This is a genomic window from Amycolatopsis sp. NPDC005961, from assembly GCF_040629235.1.
GTDB lineage: Bacteria > Actinomycetota > Actinomycetes > Mycobacteriales > Pseudonocardiaceae > Amycolatopsis > Amycolatopsis camponoti.
This window is the reverse complement of record NZ_JBEXVF010000002.1, coordinates 242,655-258,390: the sequence shown is the minus strand read 5'-3', so window position 1 is coordinate 258,390 and position 15,736 is coordinate 242,655. Positions and strand designations below refer to the sequence as shown.

At 71.6% G+C, this 15,736-nt stretch carries 18 protein-coding genes; 9 read left to right on the top strand and 9 right to left on the bottom strand.

Translation table 11 applies throughout. The features are described 5' to 3' along the window. Nucleotides 1–3: 3 nt before the first annotated feature. Nucleotides 4–1,047: a serine hydrolase domain-containing protein gene (locus tag ABZ342_RS03085; RefSeq protein WP_360468353.1), complete on the top strand. Its 1,044-nt coding sequence runs from the start codon at nt 4–6 to the stop codon at nt 1,045–1,047. Here the strand turns inward: ABZ342_RS03085 and ABZ342_RS03080 are convergent. The 3 genes from ABZ342_RS03080 to ABZ342_RS03070 are packed head-to-tail and all read right to left on the bottom strand — an operon-like array spanning nt 1,032 to nt 3,464. Continuing rightward, the gene (locus ABZ342_RS03080; RefSeq protein WP_360468352.1) at nt 1,032–1,619 is read right to left on the bottom strand and encodes a CPBP family intramembrane glutamic endopeptidase; all 588 of its coding nucleotides are present in this window, start codon (nt 1,617–1,619) and stop codon (nt 1,032–1,034) included. The two genes, ABZ342_RS03085 and ABZ342_RS03080, sit on opposite strands and share 16 nt — an antisense overlap. Beyond that, complete coding sequence (locus tag ABZ342_RS03075) at nt 1,616–2,512, bottom strand: NAD(P)H-binding protein (protein ID WP_360468351.1); 897 nt, start codon at nt 2,510–2,512, stop codon at nt 1,616–1,618. The genes ABZ342_RS03080 and ABZ342_RS03075 overlap by 4 nt, the downstream gene beginning before the upstream one ends. Nucleotides 2,513–2,549: 37 nt before the next feature. Then, the gene (locus ABZ342_RS03070; protein WP_360468350.1) at nt 2,550–3,464 is read right to left on the bottom strand and encodes a DMT family transporter; all 915 of its coding nucleotides are present in this window, start codon (nt 3,462–3,464) and stop codon (nt 2,550–2,552) included. A gap of 73 nt (nt 3,465–3,537) precedes the next feature. Here ABZ342_RS03070 and ABZ342_RS03065 point away from each other — a divergent pair, with 73 nt between their 5' ends. Next, nucleotides 3,538–4,464: a LysR family transcriptional regulator gene (locus tag ABZ342_RS03065; RefSeq protein WP_360468349.1), complete on the top strand. Its 927-nt coding sequence runs from the start codon at nt 3,538–3,540 to the stop codon at nt 4,462–4,464. Here the strand turns inward: ABZ342_RS03065 and ABZ342_RS03060 are convergent. Beyond that, the gene (locus tag ABZ342_RS03060) at nt 4,448–5,338 is read right to left on the bottom strand and encodes a LysR family transcriptional regulator (protein WP_360468348.1); all 891 of its coding nucleotides are present in this window, start codon (nt 5,336–5,338) and stop codon (nt 4,448–4,450) included. The genes ABZ342_RS03065 and ABZ342_RS03060 overlap by 17 nt on opposite strands. An 84-nt stretch (nt 5,339–5,422) precedes the next feature. On the opposite strand from ABZ342_RS03060, the gene ABZ342_RS03055 reads away from it, so the two are divergent. Next, nucleotides 5,423–6,367: a threonine/serine dehydratase gene (locus tag ABZ342_RS03055; protein WP_360468347.1), complete on the top strand. Its 945-nt coding sequence runs from the start codon at nt 5,423–5,425 to the stop codon at nt 6,365–6,367. Here ABZ342_RS03055 and ABZ342_RS03050 read toward each other — a convergent pair. Continuing rightward, nucleotides 6,321–7,139 (bottom strand): LLM class flavin-dependent oxidoreductase, encoded by an 819-nt coding sequence (locus tag ABZ342_RS03050; protein ID WP_360468346.1) that lies wholly within the window; start codon nt 7,137–7,139, stop codon nt 6,321–6,323. The two genes, ABZ342_RS03055 and ABZ342_RS03050, sit on opposite strands and share 47 nt — an antisense overlap. A 112-nt stretch (nt 7,140–7,251) precedes the next feature. Continuing rightward, the gene (locus ABZ342_RS03045; RefSeq protein WP_360468345.1) at nt 7,252–8,082 is read right to left on the bottom strand and encodes a peptidoglycan-binding protein; all 831 of its coding nucleotides are present in this window, start codon (nt 8,080–8,082) and stop codon (nt 7,252–7,254) included. A 522-nt stretch (nt 8,083–8,604) separates the two neighbouring features. Here ABZ342_RS03045 and ABZ342_RS03040 point away from each other — a divergent pair. The 4 genes from ABZ342_RS03040 to ABZ342_RS03025 all read left to right on the top strand — a co-directional run bounded on the left by ABZ342_RS03040 (nt 8,605) and on the right by ABZ342_RS03025 (nt 10,643). Further along, complete coding sequence (locus ABZ342_RS03040) at nt 8,605–9,657, top strand: C40 family peptidase (protein ID WP_155546383.1); 1,053 nt, start codon at nt 8,605–8,607, stop codon at nt 9,655–9,657. A 69-nt stretch (nt 9,658–9,726) separates the two neighbouring features. Next, nucleotides 9,727–10,149, top strand: coding sequence for a hypothetical protein (locus tag ABZ342_RS03035; RefSeq protein ID WP_360468344.1), 423 nt, complete (start codon nt 9,727–9,729; stop codon nt 10,147–10,149). A 67-nt stretch (nt 10,150–10,216) separates the two neighbouring features. Further along, nucleotides 10,217–10,417 (top strand): DUF3072 domain-containing protein, encoded by a 201-nt coding sequence (locus tag ABZ342_RS03030; RefSeq protein ID WP_360468343.1) that lies wholly within the window; start codon nt 10,217–10,219, stop codon nt 10,415–10,417. 25 nt (nt 10,418–10,442) lie between these two features. Continuing rightward, entirely contained in the window at nt 10,443–10,643 is a 201-nt protein-coding gene (locus tag ABZ342_RS03025; protein ID WP_360468342.1) for a hypothetical protein, read from the top strand. Between the two features lies 1 nt (nt 10,644). On the opposite strand, the gene rho is transcribed toward ABZ342_RS03025, so the two are convergent. Further along, nucleotides 10,645–11,706 (bottom strand): transcription termination factor Rho, encoded by a 1,062-nt coding sequence (gene rho / locus ABZ342_RS03020; protein WP_360468341.1) that lies wholly within the window; start codon nt 11,704–11,706, stop codon nt 10,645–10,647. A gap of 253 nt (nt 11,707–11,959) precedes the next feature. Here rho and ABZ342_RS03015 point away from each other — a divergent pair, with 253 nt between their 5' ends. Continuing rightward, nucleotides 11,960–12,481: an ATP-binding protein gene (locus ABZ342_RS03015; RefSeq protein WP_360468340.1), complete on the top strand. Its 522-nt coding sequence runs from the start codon at nt 11,960–11,962 to the stop codon at nt 12,479–12,481. Between the two features lie 587 nt (nt 12,482–13,068). Here ABZ342_RS03015 and ABZ342_RS03010 read toward each other — a convergent pair. Both ABZ342_RS03010 and ABZ342_RS03005 read right to left on the bottom strand, forming a co-directional pair. Next, entirely contained in the window at nt 13,069–13,281 is a 213-nt protein-coding gene (locus tag ABZ342_RS03010) for a hypothetical protein (protein ID WP_155546378.1), read from the bottom strand. 58 nt (nt 13,282–13,339) lie between these two features. After that, a complete protein-coding gene (locus tag ABZ342_RS03005) occupies nt 13,340–14,509 on the bottom strand; it encodes a beta-1,3-glucanase family protein (protein ID WP_360468339.1) in 1,170 nt (389 codons plus the stop codon). A gap of 324 nt (nt 14,510–14,833) precedes the next feature. Here ABZ342_RS03005 and ABZ342_RS03000 point away from each other — a divergent pair, with 324 nt between their 5' ends. Next, complete coding sequence (locus ABZ342_RS03000) at nt 14,834–15,730, top strand: glycoside hydrolase family 16 protein (RefSeq protein ID WP_360468338.1); 897 nt, start codon at nt 14,834–14,836, stop codon at nt 15,728–15,730. Nucleotides 15,731–15,736 lie beyond the last annotated feature (6 nt).

Sequence of the window (15,736 nt, the reverse complement as noted above, 5' to 3'; positions counted from 1 at the left end):
GCCGTGGCTGACATCTGGGGAACGTGCGAAGACCGGTTCGGCAAGGTGGGGGACGTCCTCGCGGCATCGCTGGACGCCGACGACGTGGGCGCTTCGGTCGCCGTGTTCGTGGACGGCGAGCCCGTGGTCGATCTGTGGGGCGGGTACGTCGACCCCGGCCGCACGAAGGCCTGGGACCGCGACACGATCACCACCGTCTGGTCCACCACCAAGACCATGACCGCGTTGTGCGCGCTGGTCCTCGCCGACCGCGGCGAGCTGGACCTCGACGCGCCGGTCGCCGCGTACTGGCCCGAATTCGCCGCCGCGGGCAAGGAAAACACGCTCGTCCGGCACCTGCTCGGGCACACCGCGGGCCTGCCGGACTTCACCGGCCCGATCGCGGTCGAGGACCTCTTCGACTGGCCGGCCGTGACGGCGCGGCTGGCCGCGCAGGCCCCGGCGTGGGAGCCCGGGACGGCGGGCGGGTACCACTCGGTCACGTTCGGGTTCCTGGTGGGCGAAGTCGTCCGCCGCGTCACCGGGCGCACCCTCGGCACGTTCTTCGCCGAGGAGGTGGCCGGCCCGCTGGGCGCCGACTTCCACATCGGGCTCGCCGCCGAACACGACCACCGCGTGGCGCCGCTGATCCCCGACCCCCAGGGCGACAAGCCGCCGGGCTTCCTGGTCGGCGTCTCGGACTCGTACTCCGAAGCCTGGCGGCGCGCGGAAGTACCCGCCATCAACGGGTACGGCAACGCCCGCTCGGTCGCCGCGGCGCAGTCGGCACTCGTCGGCGGCGGCGGGCTGCTGTCGGCGGCCGGCGCCGAGCGGGTCTTCGAGGAGCAGTTCCACGGCGAAGACCGCGTGCTCGGCGCGCAGATGCGCTACGGCCTGGGCTACCGGCTGGAGGGCCGCACGTGCTCGTGGGGCGGGTGGGGCGGCTCGGTGGTCCTCGTCGACGCGGAGAACCGCATGGTGGTGGCGTACGTGATGAACCAGGTCCTCTGGGACGGCGGGTACGACCGGGGTCTCGGCGTGGTGATGGCCGCCTACGAAGCGTTCTGATCCGGCGGGAAGAGGCGCGGCATGAAGGCCAGCATCAGCGCCGACCACACCACGTGCGTCAGCACCGGTGCTTGCAGCCCGCCGGACCGGCCGCGCTGCACGGCGAAGAGCGCGCCCATCACCGTCGAGGCCAGTACCAGCGCGGGGTTTCGGGTCGCCGTCGTCGAAAGGATGTACAGCGCCGTCGATCCGCGGGCGCCGAACGCGTCGTACAGCGCGCCGCGGAAGAAGAACTCCTCCGCCGCGCCCGTCACGAGCGTCGTCGCCACCACCGAGGGCGTCGAACCGCGGTGCGCGTGGGAGAGCACCCCGGCGATCGCGCGGCGCAGCAACGGAATGCGGCGGGACACCAGCGCGCCGGCGTAGAACACGCCGAACGCGCCGGCCCCCACGAGGACCGGCTGCACGACGTCCCGGCGGCCGCGGTTCACCGGCCCCGCGCCGGCGAACCAGGTCGCCGCGACCGCCGCCGTCAGCACGTGGAACCGGCGCGAACCCGGCGGGCTGGCCAAGGACGCGCCGAGCAGGCCGGACCCGGCGGCCGTCACCCCGGCGAGGAGCCGCTTCCTCACGCGGGCCGCCGGCTCTTCGCCCGCTCGCCCAGGGCCTGCAGCACGGCTTCGTCGTAGCCCATCGGCTCGAACTCGACGATCCGGCGGATGGCGTCGTCGCGGACGACGACCTCGTTCGTCATCGAGTCGATCAGCGCCCGGCCGGTCGGCACGTCGATGTCGGTGACCAGCGAAAGCCAGTACGACGAGAGCTTCGGCGAGAGCAGCGGCACCGGCACGATCACCAGCGGCCGCCCCTCGATCGCCGCGACCCGCTGCAGCATGTCCCGGTAGGCCAGTACCTCGGGCCCGCCGATGTCGAACGTCCGGCCCTCGGCCTCCGGGTGGTCGAGCACGCCGGCCAGGTACCGGACGACGTCGGCGATCGCGATCGGCTGGGTGCGCGTGCCGACCCAGCGTGGCGTCACCATCGCCGGCAGGTGCTCCACCAGCTGGCGGGTCAGCTCCCACGACGTCCCGCCGTGGCCGATGACGATGCCGGCGCGCAGCACGGTGACCGGCACGCCGGTCTCCCCCAGCAGCCGCTCGACCTCGCGCCGGCTGGCCAGGTGCTCCGAAAGCGTGTCGTCGTCATCCCCGAGGCCGCCGAGGTAGACGATCCGGCCCACCCCCGCGTCCGCGGCCGCCCGGGCGAACGCGCGCGCGGCGTCGGCGTCGCGGCGCTTGAAGTCCGCGCTGTCGAGCGAGTGCACCAGGTAGTAGGCGGCGTCGACGCCCTTGAGCGCGTCCCGCAGGGAACCGACGTCGGCGACGTCGCCGCGGACGGGCGTCCCGGCGCCGTCGTACTTCTCGGGGTGCCGCGTCATCGCGAGGACGTCGTGCCCCGCCTCTTCCAGCGCCGGGCACAACCGGCCGCCGACGAACCCCGAAGCCCCGGCCACCAGCACACGCATACCGGGGACGTTAGCCGTGACGGCCCCGGCTCGCAGATCACCCGCGGCGGGTCCGCCCGGCGAAGCAGACGGCCGCGACCACCCCCGCGCAGCCGACGAGCTGCAGCGCGCTCGGCGTCTCCCCGAGCAGGCCGATGCCCAGGAGCACCGCGCCGACCGGTTGCAGCAGCATCAGCGTCGCGCCGGTGGTGGCCGACATCCGGGGCAGCGCGGCGGAGATGAGAATCCAGCCGATCAGCTGACCCACGACGGCGAGCGCGACCAGCCAGCCGAACGTCGCCGGGCTCGGGCTCAGGTCGAGCGTGCCGGTCGGGACGCCGAGCACGACGGCGACGACACCGGCGGAGAGCGTCGCCAGCACCAGGGACTGCGCCCGCGCGCCCGCGCCGCCGCTGAGCCGGATCAGGAAGAGGTACACCGCGTACCCCGCGCCGGCCAGCATCGCGAACACGGCGCCGGTGACCGGGTCCGGGCCGAACGAGCCGCTCCCGGCGAACCCGCCGGCCAGCACGACGCCGGCGAGCAGCACGGGCACGGCGAGGAGGAACCGCTTCGCCGGCCGTTCCCGCAGGAAGGCGAACGCCAGCAGCGGCACGATGACCACCTGGACGGCGAGCAGCACGGTCGCGATGCCGGCGCCGATCCGCGGGATCGCCTCACCCCACAGCACGAAGTCGAGGCCGAGCCCGGTGCCGGCGAGCAGCGGGAGGAGCACGCGGCGGCGCGGCGCCGGGCCGGCCTTCCGCCGTTCCAGCAGGGCGAGCACGACCAGCACCGGCAGGGCCAGCAGGCAGCGCCAGAACGCGCTGGTGCTGCCGCTGGCGTGCGAGACCTTGATGAAGACCGACGACAGGGAGATGCAGAAGCTGCCGAGCGCCGCGAGCAGACGCGGGTCGAAGCGCTCGGTGAGCGGCGTGGCGGCGATCGTGGGGCGGGGCGCGGTCGTGGTCACCGCTCCAGCGTGCGGGCGGCAACTGTCAAGGACAAGCGAATGTTTCTGCGGATAATTCAGTAGGATCTCTACCGTGTTCGGAATCGAGCGGATGCGCGCGCTGCACGCGGTCGCCACCCAGGGCTCGGTCGCCGCCGCGGCCGCGTCCCTGCACGTCACGCCGTCGGGGGTGTCGCAGCAGCTGGCGAAGCTGGAACGCGAGGCCGGGCAACGGCTGCTGGAGCCGCGCGGCCGGGGCGTCCGGCTGACGAAGGCGGGCCAGGTGCTGGCCGGGCACGCCGAGCTGATCCTGGCGCAGGTCGCCGAGGCCAAGGCGGACCTGGAGCTGCTGCGCGAGGACGTCATCGGGCCGCTGCGGGTCGGCGCGATCCCCACGACCGTGCACGCGCTGCTGCCGCCCGCGCTGGCCACGCTCGCCGCGCAGCACCCGCGGCTGGCGGTGACGCTGCACGAGGGTGAGGCGGAGCAGACGATGCCCCGCGTGCTGGCCGGCGACCTCGACGTCGCGGTGCTGGAGAGCTGGGAAGACCGGCCGACGGTGCTCCCGCCGTCGACGACGCGGATCGCGTTGTTCTCCGACGTCGCGGACCTCGCCCTGCCCGCCGGGCACCGCCTCGCGCACCGCAAGACGGTCGATCTGTCCGAAGTGGACGATCTGCCGTGGATCGGCTGGACCCTGGGGTCCGGCTGCTACGAGTGGCTGGTGCAGGTGCTGCGCAAGCAACGGCTGGAGCCGCGGATCAGCTGCACGGTCGGCGGCTACCCGACGCAGCTGGCCCTGGTGGCGGCCGGCTTCGGCGCGGCGCTGGTGCCGCGGCTGGCCCGGGAGCCGCAGCCCGGGGGCGTCCGGATCCTGGCGACGCGCCCGCCGCTGACGCGGACGATCTACGCGATCTGCCGGGCGGGCGAAGAGGATCGCGGCGCGGTCCGCGCGTGCCTGGACGCGCTGAAGGGCGCCTCCGCGCGGTTCTCCGCCCGGGTGCCTACTGTGGACGGCTGAGCCGCTCGGCCATCTCGGTCACCAGCTTTCCCGGCCGCCGGTGGTGCACCAGGAAGATGTCCCGCGCCGGCCGGGCGTCCGCGGCGTCACGGACCGCGATCCGGGCGGGCGCCATCCGGGCGAGCACGCTCTCCGGCACGAACGCGACCCCCAGCCCGGCCTCGACCAGCGCCAGGGTCACCTGGTAGTCCCGGGTTTCGTAGGCCACGCCGAGCGTGATCCCGGCGGCGTCGGCGAGCTGGTCCAGGCAGACGCGGTTGGGGACACCGGGGTTGCCGGAGATCCAGGCCTCGCCGGCCAGTGCGCCCAGCGTGAGCCGGCGGACGCGGGCCTTCGGGTGTCCTTCGGGGAGGATCAGCCGGAACCGCTCGGAGCGCAGGAGCGACCGGGTCAGCCCGCGCGGGTCGGGCAGCGGCGCGCCGGGATAGCGGTGGGTGATCAGCAGGTCGAGGTCGCGCGAGCTGACCAGCCCGTACCCGTCGGGCGGTTCGAGGTCCAGCAGCCGCAGTGCGACCGCGGGGTGGTCGCGGCGGAACCCGGCGAGCGCGGCGGGCACCAGCGTCATGCCGGCACTGGCGAACGTGCCCACGGTCAGCTGCGCCGGTTCCTCGTCGAGCAGGGCGCGGACGGTCCGCTCGGCGGTGCGCAGCTCCCCGACGATGGTCTCCGCGTGACTCAGCAGCGCCTCCCCGACCGGGGTGAGGGTGACCCCGCGGGGGTTGCGGTGCAGCAGGGGCGCGCCGACGTCGCGTTCGAGCTTGCCCAGCTGCTGCGAGACGGCGGACGGCGTGAAGGCGAGTCTCCGGGCCGCCCCGGCGATCGACCCGGCGTGCGCGACCTCGGCGAGCAGGGCCAGGCGGTGGGCGTCGAGCACGGGACCTCCAGCCGTAAGCATCGCTGATGCCAGCATAGGAGACGTCGCTGGTGCTTACGGCGGTCCGCGCGCATGCTGGAGCGCATGATCAGCACTTCGGATGTCGAGCGGGCCGCCGCCCGGATCGCGGGCCACGTCCGCCGGACGCCGGTGTTCGGCGACGACGGCGTGTGGTTCAAGCTTGAGCACCTGCAGCACACCGGGTCGTTCAAGGCCCGCGGCGCCTTCAACCGGATCATCGCGGCGGGCGAGCTTTCGGCGGCCGGGGTGGTGGCCGCGTCGGGTGGCAACGCCGGGCTCGCCGTCGCCCACGCCGCCCGGGAGTTCGGCGTGGCCGCGCGGGTGTACGTCCCGGTGAACGCGCCGGCGGTCAAGGTGGCGAAGCTGCGGCAGCTGGGCGCCGCCGTCGAGCTGGTCGGCGACAAGTACGCGGACGCCTACGACGCGGCGGTGAAGGACGCGGCGGACCGCGGCGCGCTGTTCTGCCACGCGTACGACCAGCCGGAGATCTGCGCGGGCCAGGGCACGGTGGGCCTCGAGCTGCTGGCCGACCTCGACGGGCTGGACACGATCCTGGTCGCGGTGGGCGGCGGCGGGCTGATGGCCGGCATCGCGGCGGCGGTCGAAGGCCGGGCGCGCGTCGTCGGCGTGGAACCGCGCACGGCCCCGACGTTGAATGCCGCGCTGGCGGCCGGCGAGCCGGTCCCCGTCGAGGTGTCCGGCGTCGCCGCGGATTCCCTGGGCGCCTCCCGGCTCGGCGACATCGCCTTCGCGGTGGCCGTCCGCGCGGAGGTGGGCTCGGTGCTGGTGGACGACGCGGCGATCGTGTCGGCCCGGCTGGCGTTGTGGGACCGCTACCGCTTGGCGGTCGAGCCCGGCGGAGCGACGGCCTACGCGGCGCTGCTGGCCGGCGCCTACCGGCCGGAGCCGGGGGAACGCATCGCGGTCCTGCTGTGCGGCGCGAACACCGACCCGGCGACGCTCACTTCCCCGTCAGCCGCTCCACCAGCGGCGCGAACTCCTCGATGAAGGCGCTGTTGACGCTGACGTAGGAGACGCCGAGCTCCTCCCGGCGCCGTTCCAGCTCGGCGGCCATGTCGTCGAAGCTGCCGCGGAGCATGGTGAGCGAGTCGTGCTCGATGAGCGTCTCGGCGTCGACCCCGATGAACCCCCGGATCCAGGGCGGCACCTGCTCGCCGACGACGAAGATGTTCAGCGCGAGCTCGATGTCGCGATCACCGGCGGCGGCCCGGATTTCTTCGACGTAGCCTGCCATTTCTTCGCGGGTGGTCAAGACACCACCCGCCAGCGTGACGATGTCGGCTTTCGCTCCGGCGAGCCGCCGTGCTTTCGGCCCGCCGGCGGCGATCATGACGGGCGTGTGGGCGTCGCCGTCGAGCCGGCGGACGTGGTCGATGGTCTCGGAGATGGAGTCGAGCCGTTCCTGGCCCGAGCCGTAGGGCAGGCCGAGCTCTTCGGCCTGCTGCCGCATGGTGGGCAGGCCGGTCCCGAGCCCGAGTTCGAACCGGTTGCCGGTGACGACGGAGAGACTGTGCGACTCCCAGGCGGCGGCCCGCGCGGTCCGCAGCGGGCTGGCGAGGACGAAAGAACCGACATTGAGGTCGGTGGTCACGGCCGCGGCCGCCGCGAGAGCCGCGGTCGGGGTGGGCAGGTTGAGGTTGTCGGGGCAGAGCAGGGTGGCGTAGCCCAGTTCCTCGGCACGGCGAGCGGTCCGCAGCCATTTCGCGCCGCCTTCGGTCGCGCCCGCCACCACACCGAAGCGGAAAGCCTTGCCGGCCATCGGAGCACCCCCTGGTCGTTTGGTGCTTCCGATCAAACCACCGCTCGGGCCGGGCGTGCCAGTGCCGGGGCGCGGTCCGATCCCGCGCCCCGGCACAGCCAGATCCGCGGGATCAGCCGCGCTGGTACTCCTCCCACGTGACCTTGGTGACCGCGGGACCGTCGTCGGCCCCGCGCCCGGCGAGCCCGTTCATCCCCAGGTAGTAGTCCCCGGTCTGGTGCTGGGCGCCCGAAGAGAGATCCGGGTCGGAGATCGCCATCGCGTGGATGTGGTAGTCGAAGCCCTGCGCCGGAGTGCGGTACCAGGCCGCGAACCCGACCTTGCGCAGTGCCGTGAGCAGCTTCGTGCGGGTCGTCGACGACATACCGGACACCGAGATGTCCAGCGCTCCGCCGCCGTCGTGGGTGCCGGCCGACGCGTCGACGCCGCCCGGGTTGTAGCCGCCCTGGGTGAGGCTGACCGTGAGGCCCGCGATCCCTTCGGCGGCCAGGAGCATCGCCTTGGTGCGGGTGTTCGTCGTGACCCCGCGATAAGCGATCCGGCTGCCCGCTGAAACCGGCGAAGTCACCGTGTACCGGCCCTCGCCCAGCTTCTCCAGCGACGTCTTGCCCGGCAGGCCGGACGCGTCGATCCCGGTGTACCCCAACGACTTCTGGTACTGCGAGTACGCCGTGATCGTCGTCGTCCCGAAGTACCCGTCGACGTAGGTCGCGGCCAGCAAGCCCTTCGCCTGCAACGCCTGTTCGACGAGCAGCACGCTGTCGTGCGCACCCGGGGTCTGGGTGTCGTCGGCCCGGCGCGGGTCGATCTGGGCCGCCTTCAGCACGGCCTCCATGTTCGCCGTGGGCAGCGCCGTCGTGGCCGCGGGCGCGGCCTGCGCCGGTGCGGCCACGGCGAACGCCGCTGCGGTGAGTGCCGTGAGTACGGCGGCCTTCGTGAACATCCCTGTCCTCCACTGGTCGGAATCACTACCCGGCCAGCATCACCCGAGCCGATACAAGGACCGTACAAAGTCACCCGGCCGAGAAGCCGCGCGAGCGCAGGCTGTTCGTGACCACGAAGACCGAACTGAGCGCCATCGCCGCGCCGGTGGCGGTGCAGGCCGTGCCTCCCACGAGTCATAAATACCCTGGAGGGGTAGGGTATTTAACCGCCTCGCGGAATGTAATCCAGGCCACAGTCGATCCGGTTACCACTGGTCCAAGCGTGTTTCTTGTCGTCACGGAGAGTTCTCAGAGAGGACCCCTGGACGGTGCCGTGTTCTTTTCGTAACCTGTTCGAGATCTCGCGGCCCCCGGTCGTCGATGAGACGGCGACGCGAGATCGCCGCCGATACCCCCTGCCGGGTACCGGACCCCACCGCGTGCTCTTCCTGTTGCGGTCGAGCACGCGCCGGACACGGCGAGGCCCCCGACTCGCCCCGGTGCCCGACGGCGGCCGATCAGCAAAGGAGACCCGCGCGAGAATGCGTTCGCATCCCGTCAAGCGCGTGGTGTCAGGTGCCCTCGCCGCGGCTTCGGTGATCACCCTCGTCACCATGGCCCAACCGACGGCCACCGCCGCCCCCATCCCCGTCCTCCAGGCCCCGCCCACCGGGTCCGACGCCCTCGCCAAGTACCGCGACCTCTCGGCCCAGGCCGAGAAGCTCAACGAAGACCTGCTCAAGGCGAAGGACGACCTGACCGCGAAGCAGGGAGAGCTCGACAAGGCCAACGCCGACGTCACCGCCGCCAAGGACGCCGGTGCGCAGGCCATCGAGGCCAAGCAGAAGTACCAGGGCCAGGTCGACAAGTTCGCCGGCGCGTCGTTCACCAGCGGCGTCCAGCTCAACAAGCTGTCGGCCCTGCTGGCCGGCACGTCGACGCAGGACTTCCTGGACCGCTCGGCGGCCCTCGAGGTCATCGCGACCGACAAGAACGCCGCGATGGGCAACCTCAGCGGCGCGGCCGCGAAGGCCACCGAAGCCGAGAAGGCGGCGACCGACGCGGCGAAGCGGGCGACCGACGCCCGGGACGCCGCGGCGAAGCTGGCGTCGGACATCGAGGGCAAGAAGAAGAACCTCCAGGCCCAGATCGACCAGATCGAGGCCCAGGGCAAGACCCTCAGCACCGCCGACAAGACCGCCCAGAAGGACACCGGCGGCAAGGCCCCGACCGTCAAGGCGGCCTCCTCGGCCGCGCAGAAGGCGGTCGATGCGGCGCTGAGCAAGCTCGGCAGCGCCTACGTCTACGGCGCCACCGGCCCGAGCACGTTCGACTGCTCGGGGCTGATGCAGTGGGCCTACAAGCAGGCCGGCATCACGCTGCCGCGGACGTCCTCGGCGCAGGCGGGCTTCGGCACGCCGGTGCCGCGCGACCAGCTGCAGCCGGGCGACCTGGTCGCCTACTACTCCCCCGTGTCCCACATCGGGATGTACATCGGCGACGGCAAGATGGTGCACGCGCCGACCAGCGGCGACGTCGTCAAGATCTCGCCGCTGCTGAAGGAGTACGCGGGAGCGACGCGGCCGACGGCCTGAGTTTCGCGCTTCGGGCAGGTGCCCCGTTCCGGGAGGTGTAGAAATCCCGGGACGGGGCACTTTTCCGTCATGGTCGACAACTACGACGCCGCCACGGTCACGGCGGTCGGCAAGGTCATCGAAGCGTTCGAGACGATCGAACGCGCGCGGGGCCACCTCTACTCGTTCCACCAGCTGACGGGCAACGCGGACCTCGTGCTGGACGAGGCCGTGGAGGCGCTGGAGAAGGCCGGTCACGCGGACTGGGCACGGCGGATCGGCGAGGAGCTGATCGGGCTCAACGTCGTCCCCGATCGGTGGACGTTCCAGCTCGTCGAGGAGTACGACGACGGGTTCTACGCGACTTTCCGCGACTTCCACCGCGAGCTGCTGGAGTCCTTGAACGACGGGCGCCGCCACGTGCCGGAACAGCGGATGAAGGACGAGCGCCGGACCCGCGGCCGGGCAGGCCACGAGGCGGGGCCGCCGAGCACCCCGCCGGCCGGCTCGTGACCGGCGATTGTCGGACCCCTGCGCTAGAGTCGGATTCGAGCGAACACGTGTTCGATTGGAGGCTGTGATGACTGATCAGGTGGAACCCAACCCGGAGAAGGACCCGAGCGAGTGGACGACCGGGGACGAGCCGATGACCGGGCCGCAGAAGTCGTATCTGTCGACGCTGGCCCAGGAGGCCGGTGAAGAGGTTCCGGACGGTCTGACGAAGGCTGAGGCCTCGGCACGGATCGATGAGCTTCAGCAGGCCACGGGGCGGGGCAACTGACGGCGGCCGGGCACGGGGTGGCGGGTTGACCACGGGAAGGGCCGGGTACCACCCGGGAATGTCCCACCCGAACGAGCAACCCGAGATCGCGCGGCCCGGCACCCCGGACCCCGGCCGGCCGGACGACGACCTTTACGAGCCGGGGGAAGGCGATCCGCCCGAGAGCGTCGACGAAGCGCACGGCGTCGGGCTGAAGGTGATCGGCGAACTCCGGGAGCGGCGCTGACTCAGGCGGCGGCGGGAAGCGCGGCGCCGGTGACGCGGAGCAGGAACTCCGCGTTGGAGCCGGTCTTGCGGAGCTGGTCGAGCAGCTGCTCGGCCGCCTGCGGGCCCGGCAGCGCGCGGCGAACCTCGCGCATCGCGGCCAATTCGCCCGGTGTCACCAGGAGTTCTTCGCGGCGGGTGCCGGAGGCGGCGAGGTCGACCGCCGGGAACACCCGGCGTTCCGCCATCTTGCGGTCGAGCTTCAGCTCGGCGTTGCCGGTGCTCTTCAGTTCTTCGAAGAACACCGTGTCGGCCAGCGAACCGGTTTCCACCAGCGCCGACGCGACGATCGTGAGCGAGCCGCCGCCTTCGAGGTTGCGGGCCGCGCCGAGGATGCGCTTCATCGGCTGCAACGCGGCCGCGTCGACGCCGCCGGAGAGCGTGCGGCCGGAGGCGCGGGCCGAGAGGTTGTACGCGCGGCCGAGGCGGGTGAGCGAGTCGAGGAGCAGGACAACGTCTTCGCCGCGCTCCACCAGGCGTTTCGCGCGCTCGACGGCGAGTTCCGCGACCGCGACGTGCTCGGCGGGCGGACGGTCGAAAGTGGACGCGATCACCTCGCCGCGCACGGTCCGGCGCAGATCGGTGACCTCCTCCGGGCGCTCGTCGGCGAGCAGCACCATCAGCCGGCATTCCGGGTGGTTGACCGAGATGCCGTGGCCGATCTCCCGCAGCACCGTGGTTTTCCCGGCTTTCGGCGGCGAAACGACCAGCGCGCGCTGGCCCTTGCCGAGCGGGGTGACGAGGTCGATGACGCGCGTCAGCAGGCGCGTCGGGGTGGTTTCGAGCAACAGGCGCTGATCCGGGTGCAGCGGGACCAGATCGGCGAAGTCCGGGCGTGGTTCGGCCGGATCGGCGCCGTTGACGCTGGCGATTTCTTCGCCCGTGCCGGTGATTTCGTCGCCGGGACGCAGCTTGTGCTTGCGGACGACCGAAAGCGGGAGCGCGACGTCCTCCGGCTCCGGCCGGTAGGCGGAGCGGACGAACGGGGTTTTTCCTGACAGGTCAAGGATTCCGTGAAAAGACATGGGTGTTCTCCTGATGAGGTTCGGCTCGCGTGGACCGCGAAGCCGGTGAAGTGGTTCAAACGAGTGGAAGAGGGCCGAGTGGCCTGATCCGGGAGCTTCCTCCGGGCGGCCGAGGGGCCGACATCCGCGAGGAGCAACTCCAAGGTAGCGCGATGTCACGGAAAGCACAACGGGTAAGACCCCATCGCGATGGGTAGCTCTCCAGAGAAGCCCGAAGCACGGGGGAAACCGTGGCTGATGATGGGAGCGGATCGTGTATCGACACACCTCGGAACCCGACGTCGATGTGGGTCAGAACACCGAGGCGGGCCAAACGGGGGCCACGCCCCCGGCGCGCACCGTCGCCGGTGCCGTGGCCACCTCGACGTTAGAAGAGCTGGCGCCCGCGCTCCCGAACGAGATGGCGGACCTGCGCCGCAAGCTGACCCGCTGGCTGGCCGAGCTCCCCCTCGACCCGGCGAGCACGCACGACATCACGCTGGCGACGTACGAGGCGCTGGCGAACGTAGCGGCCCACGCCTACCCGGACGGCCACGGCTGGGCCCGCCTCCAGGCATCCCGAGCCGGCGACGCGGTGACGGTCACGGTGACGGACACGGGGTGCGGCATCCCCCAGACCCGCCCGCGCCGCGCAAGCGCGCACACCTCGGGCGGCCGGGGCTTGGTGCTGATCGAGAAGGTGACGGACCAGACGGACATCGACACAAGTGAAGCCGGGACGACGGTCCGCATGACCTGGCGCCCGGCGGCCCTGCGGGACCGGAACCCGGGCTGATCACCTGGCGCCGGATCCGGACAGTGGTCCGGCGGTCCGGCGGTCCGGCGGCACGGCGGCACGGCGGCACGGCGGCACGGAATGAAGTACGGCCGAGACGGATGGGCCGAGAGAAGTCGCACAGGGCGGCAAATTCACGCGAAACCGCGCATGGGAGTGGCGATCGGCCCGAACCGGCCGAAAACCGTGCATGGGAGTGGGGGTCGGCCCGAACCGGCCGAGCGGTAAGCAGCGCAGTTCCGGCGTAAAGCAGTTGCTACCCAGCCGCTAGCGCTCCGGGATCCTGCCGCAACCGCCGCACACCGGTAGCAGCGCGATCGCGACTGGCCGCTGGCATACCAGGAACCCGCCCCAGCTACCGCACTCCCGGCGGCAGAGCGGTCGCTACCCCACCGCTAGCGCTCCAGGATCCTGAACCAGCCGCCGTACACCGGCAGCAGAGCGAGCGCACCCGGCCGCGAGCGCTACCGGATCCGGCCCGGCCGCCGCACTTCCCCTTCTGCCCCGGCCCGGCCCCTGCACTCCCCCTCCGGCCCCCGCACTCCCGGCCCCCCGGCCAGAAAGTGCCCTACCTCACAACCCCACCCTCAAGCGGCCCCGGCCAACCGAACCAACCGGTTCCGCGGATACGAAACCAACTCCCTCTCCTCATCCGTGGTGAAGATCTCGACGGAGTCCTCCAGCAACTCCGCCGAGGTCACCTGCAGCTGCCACGCGGGCAGGCCCGGCGCAGGCTCGTGCCAGAACCACTGGCCCTTGGTCAGCTGGTCCGCCGGGACCGTCGCGTCGTCCGTGTTCATGCCCATGAGGCTAGCCGTCACCACCGACAGTTTTCGCACTGCCTCTGACCGTGCGCCTCTAGCCGTGCGCCGCGTTGATCGTGATCGTCAGTACCTGGGGGTCGCCCGCGAAGACCGCGCCGCTGAAGTCGGGGCCCGGGCTCACGTCGTCGTACGGGAACGCGTATCCGCGGTTGTCCGGGAGTTTCGAGTGGACGATGCGCGCGTAGTGGTTGGTCGCTTCGCCGCCGTAGAAGCGGGCCGGGTCCTCCGCCGTGGGCTGGTTCGGGTTGTCCAGCAACGTCGTGCGGTTCAGCGCCGCCGCCAGGCGGGGGACGATCGCCTTGCGCGCGTCGCTCGCTCCCGCGGCCAGGGCGAACGGGCCGCTGTCACAGCCCCACACGTCCGCCGTCGCCGGCTTGGCGAACGACTCCGCCCCGAACACCAGCTGGTCGCCCGAGACGCGGCCCGTGAACGTTCCCACGCCCGGGTTCTGCGAATCGACGACCAGGTCCGTGCCCGCGTACTTCTGCCACACCTGGTCGATGTAGGCGTCGAGGTACCCACCGAACTGCGCCGCGTGGTGGTGCGGCGACAGCACGCGCAGGGTGCCGCTTCCGCCGGTCTGCACCAGGCCGCCCCACTCGCCGCCCAGCGCGGAAAGCGACGAGGCGATCTGGTCCAGCGCACCGGCCGGCAGTCCGCTGACCGACGACGTGCCGGACCCGGACGTCAGCGAAAGTCCCATCGGGATGCCCACGAAGTCGACGTAGCTGATGTTGGCGAACAGCTGCGTGTCGTTGAACGTGAACTCGCTGAACGACCAGTTCTTGCCGAAGTTCGCATCACCGGAGTTGAGAAAGCTGGGGTGCACCAGGTTCGGCCCCGGGTCGAGGAAGAAGTCCAGCTTCGCGTCGGTGACGACGTAGATGCGCGCGCCGCCCATCCTGGGCACCGACACCCGCGCACCCGAGGAGACCGGGATGGCGCAGTCCTCCGGCAGCGGCGTCGTGGGCGCCGACGGCGAGTCCGGGTAGTACGGCGTACCGTCGGCGCGCAGCAGCACCAGGCGCCCGTCCGGCGTCGTGCCGGTGACGTAGGCGTACACGGTGCCGGAGCCGGAATTGTTCACCAGCTCGAGAGCGAACGTGTCCGGCGTCGCCGCGGAGGCGGACCGCGCGAGGGGCAGCGCGGTGGCGGTGGCGAGCGTCGCCGCCGTGAGGCCGAGGAACGAGCGACGGGAGATCAAGGCGTCCTCCACTCTGAGGATACGGCGGAGTCCAAAGAGGACTTCCGAGGGCGGTTCGCAGGATTCGTTGTGGACGTCAACAAACTATGACTCCGGTTTCGTTACCTGGCAACCCTTCGAAAGAAGGTCCAGACCACCGACTCACCCGGCCCGCGCGCTGCCCCGCCGCGGCGAATTCCAAACGGGACTCCCCCGGTACTGCCCACGGGTACCGGGCGCCCGGTACTTCCGGGCACATCCCTTGACTCGGGCGCGGACCAGCGGTGACAGTGGATGGCCTCGCAGGTCGTGGACGACCCCATTCCCCTCCGGAAGCGAGATCTCATGCGCACCGCCAAGCGGCTCACCGCCGTGCTCGCCACGCTGTCCTTCGTCCTGACCGCCGCCCCGGCGCACGCCGAAGCCGGGTGGACCACCGTGTTCCAGGACGACTTCGACGGCGCCGCCGGCTCCGGACTCGACGCCCAGGACTGGCTCTACGACACGGGAACCGGCTACCCGGGCGGCGCCGCGAACTGGGGCACCGGCGAACTCGAGACTGCGACGAATTCGACGGACAACGTCTACCACGACGGCGCCGGGCACCTGGCGATCAAGCCGCTGCGCGACGCGGCCGGAAACTGGACGTCCGGCCGGATCGAAACGCAGCGCACCGACTTCGCGGCGCCCGAAGGCGGCCAGCTGGAGATCAGCGCGACGCTGAAGCAGCCCTCCCCCGCGAGCGGCCTCGGCTACTGGCCGGCGTTCTGGGCGATGGGCGCCGACGCCCGCCCGGTCGGCGCGACGAACTGGCCGAGCATCGGCGAGCTCGACATCATGGAAGACGTCAACGCGCTGAGCAAGCACTCCACCACCTTCCACTGTGGACAGTGGCAGGGCGAGTGCCACGACCCGGACGGCATCACCAGCGACCTGCAGGACTGCGCCGGCTGCCAGGACGGCTACCACACCTACTCGGTGATCGTGGACCGCCGTGACGCCGCGGCCGAGGAGCTGCGCTTCTACCTCGACGGCAACCAGACCTTCGCGGTGAAGCAGAACCAGGTGTCCGACGCGACCTGGAAGGCCGCCGTCGACCACGGGTTCTTCGTCATCTTCGACGTCGCCATCGGCGGCTCGTACCCCAACAAGGTCTGCGGGTGCACCTCCCCGAGTGCGGACATCACGCCCGGCGCGGAGATGAGCATCGACTCGCTCTCGGTGAAGACCAGCCAGGGCTGACTTGTA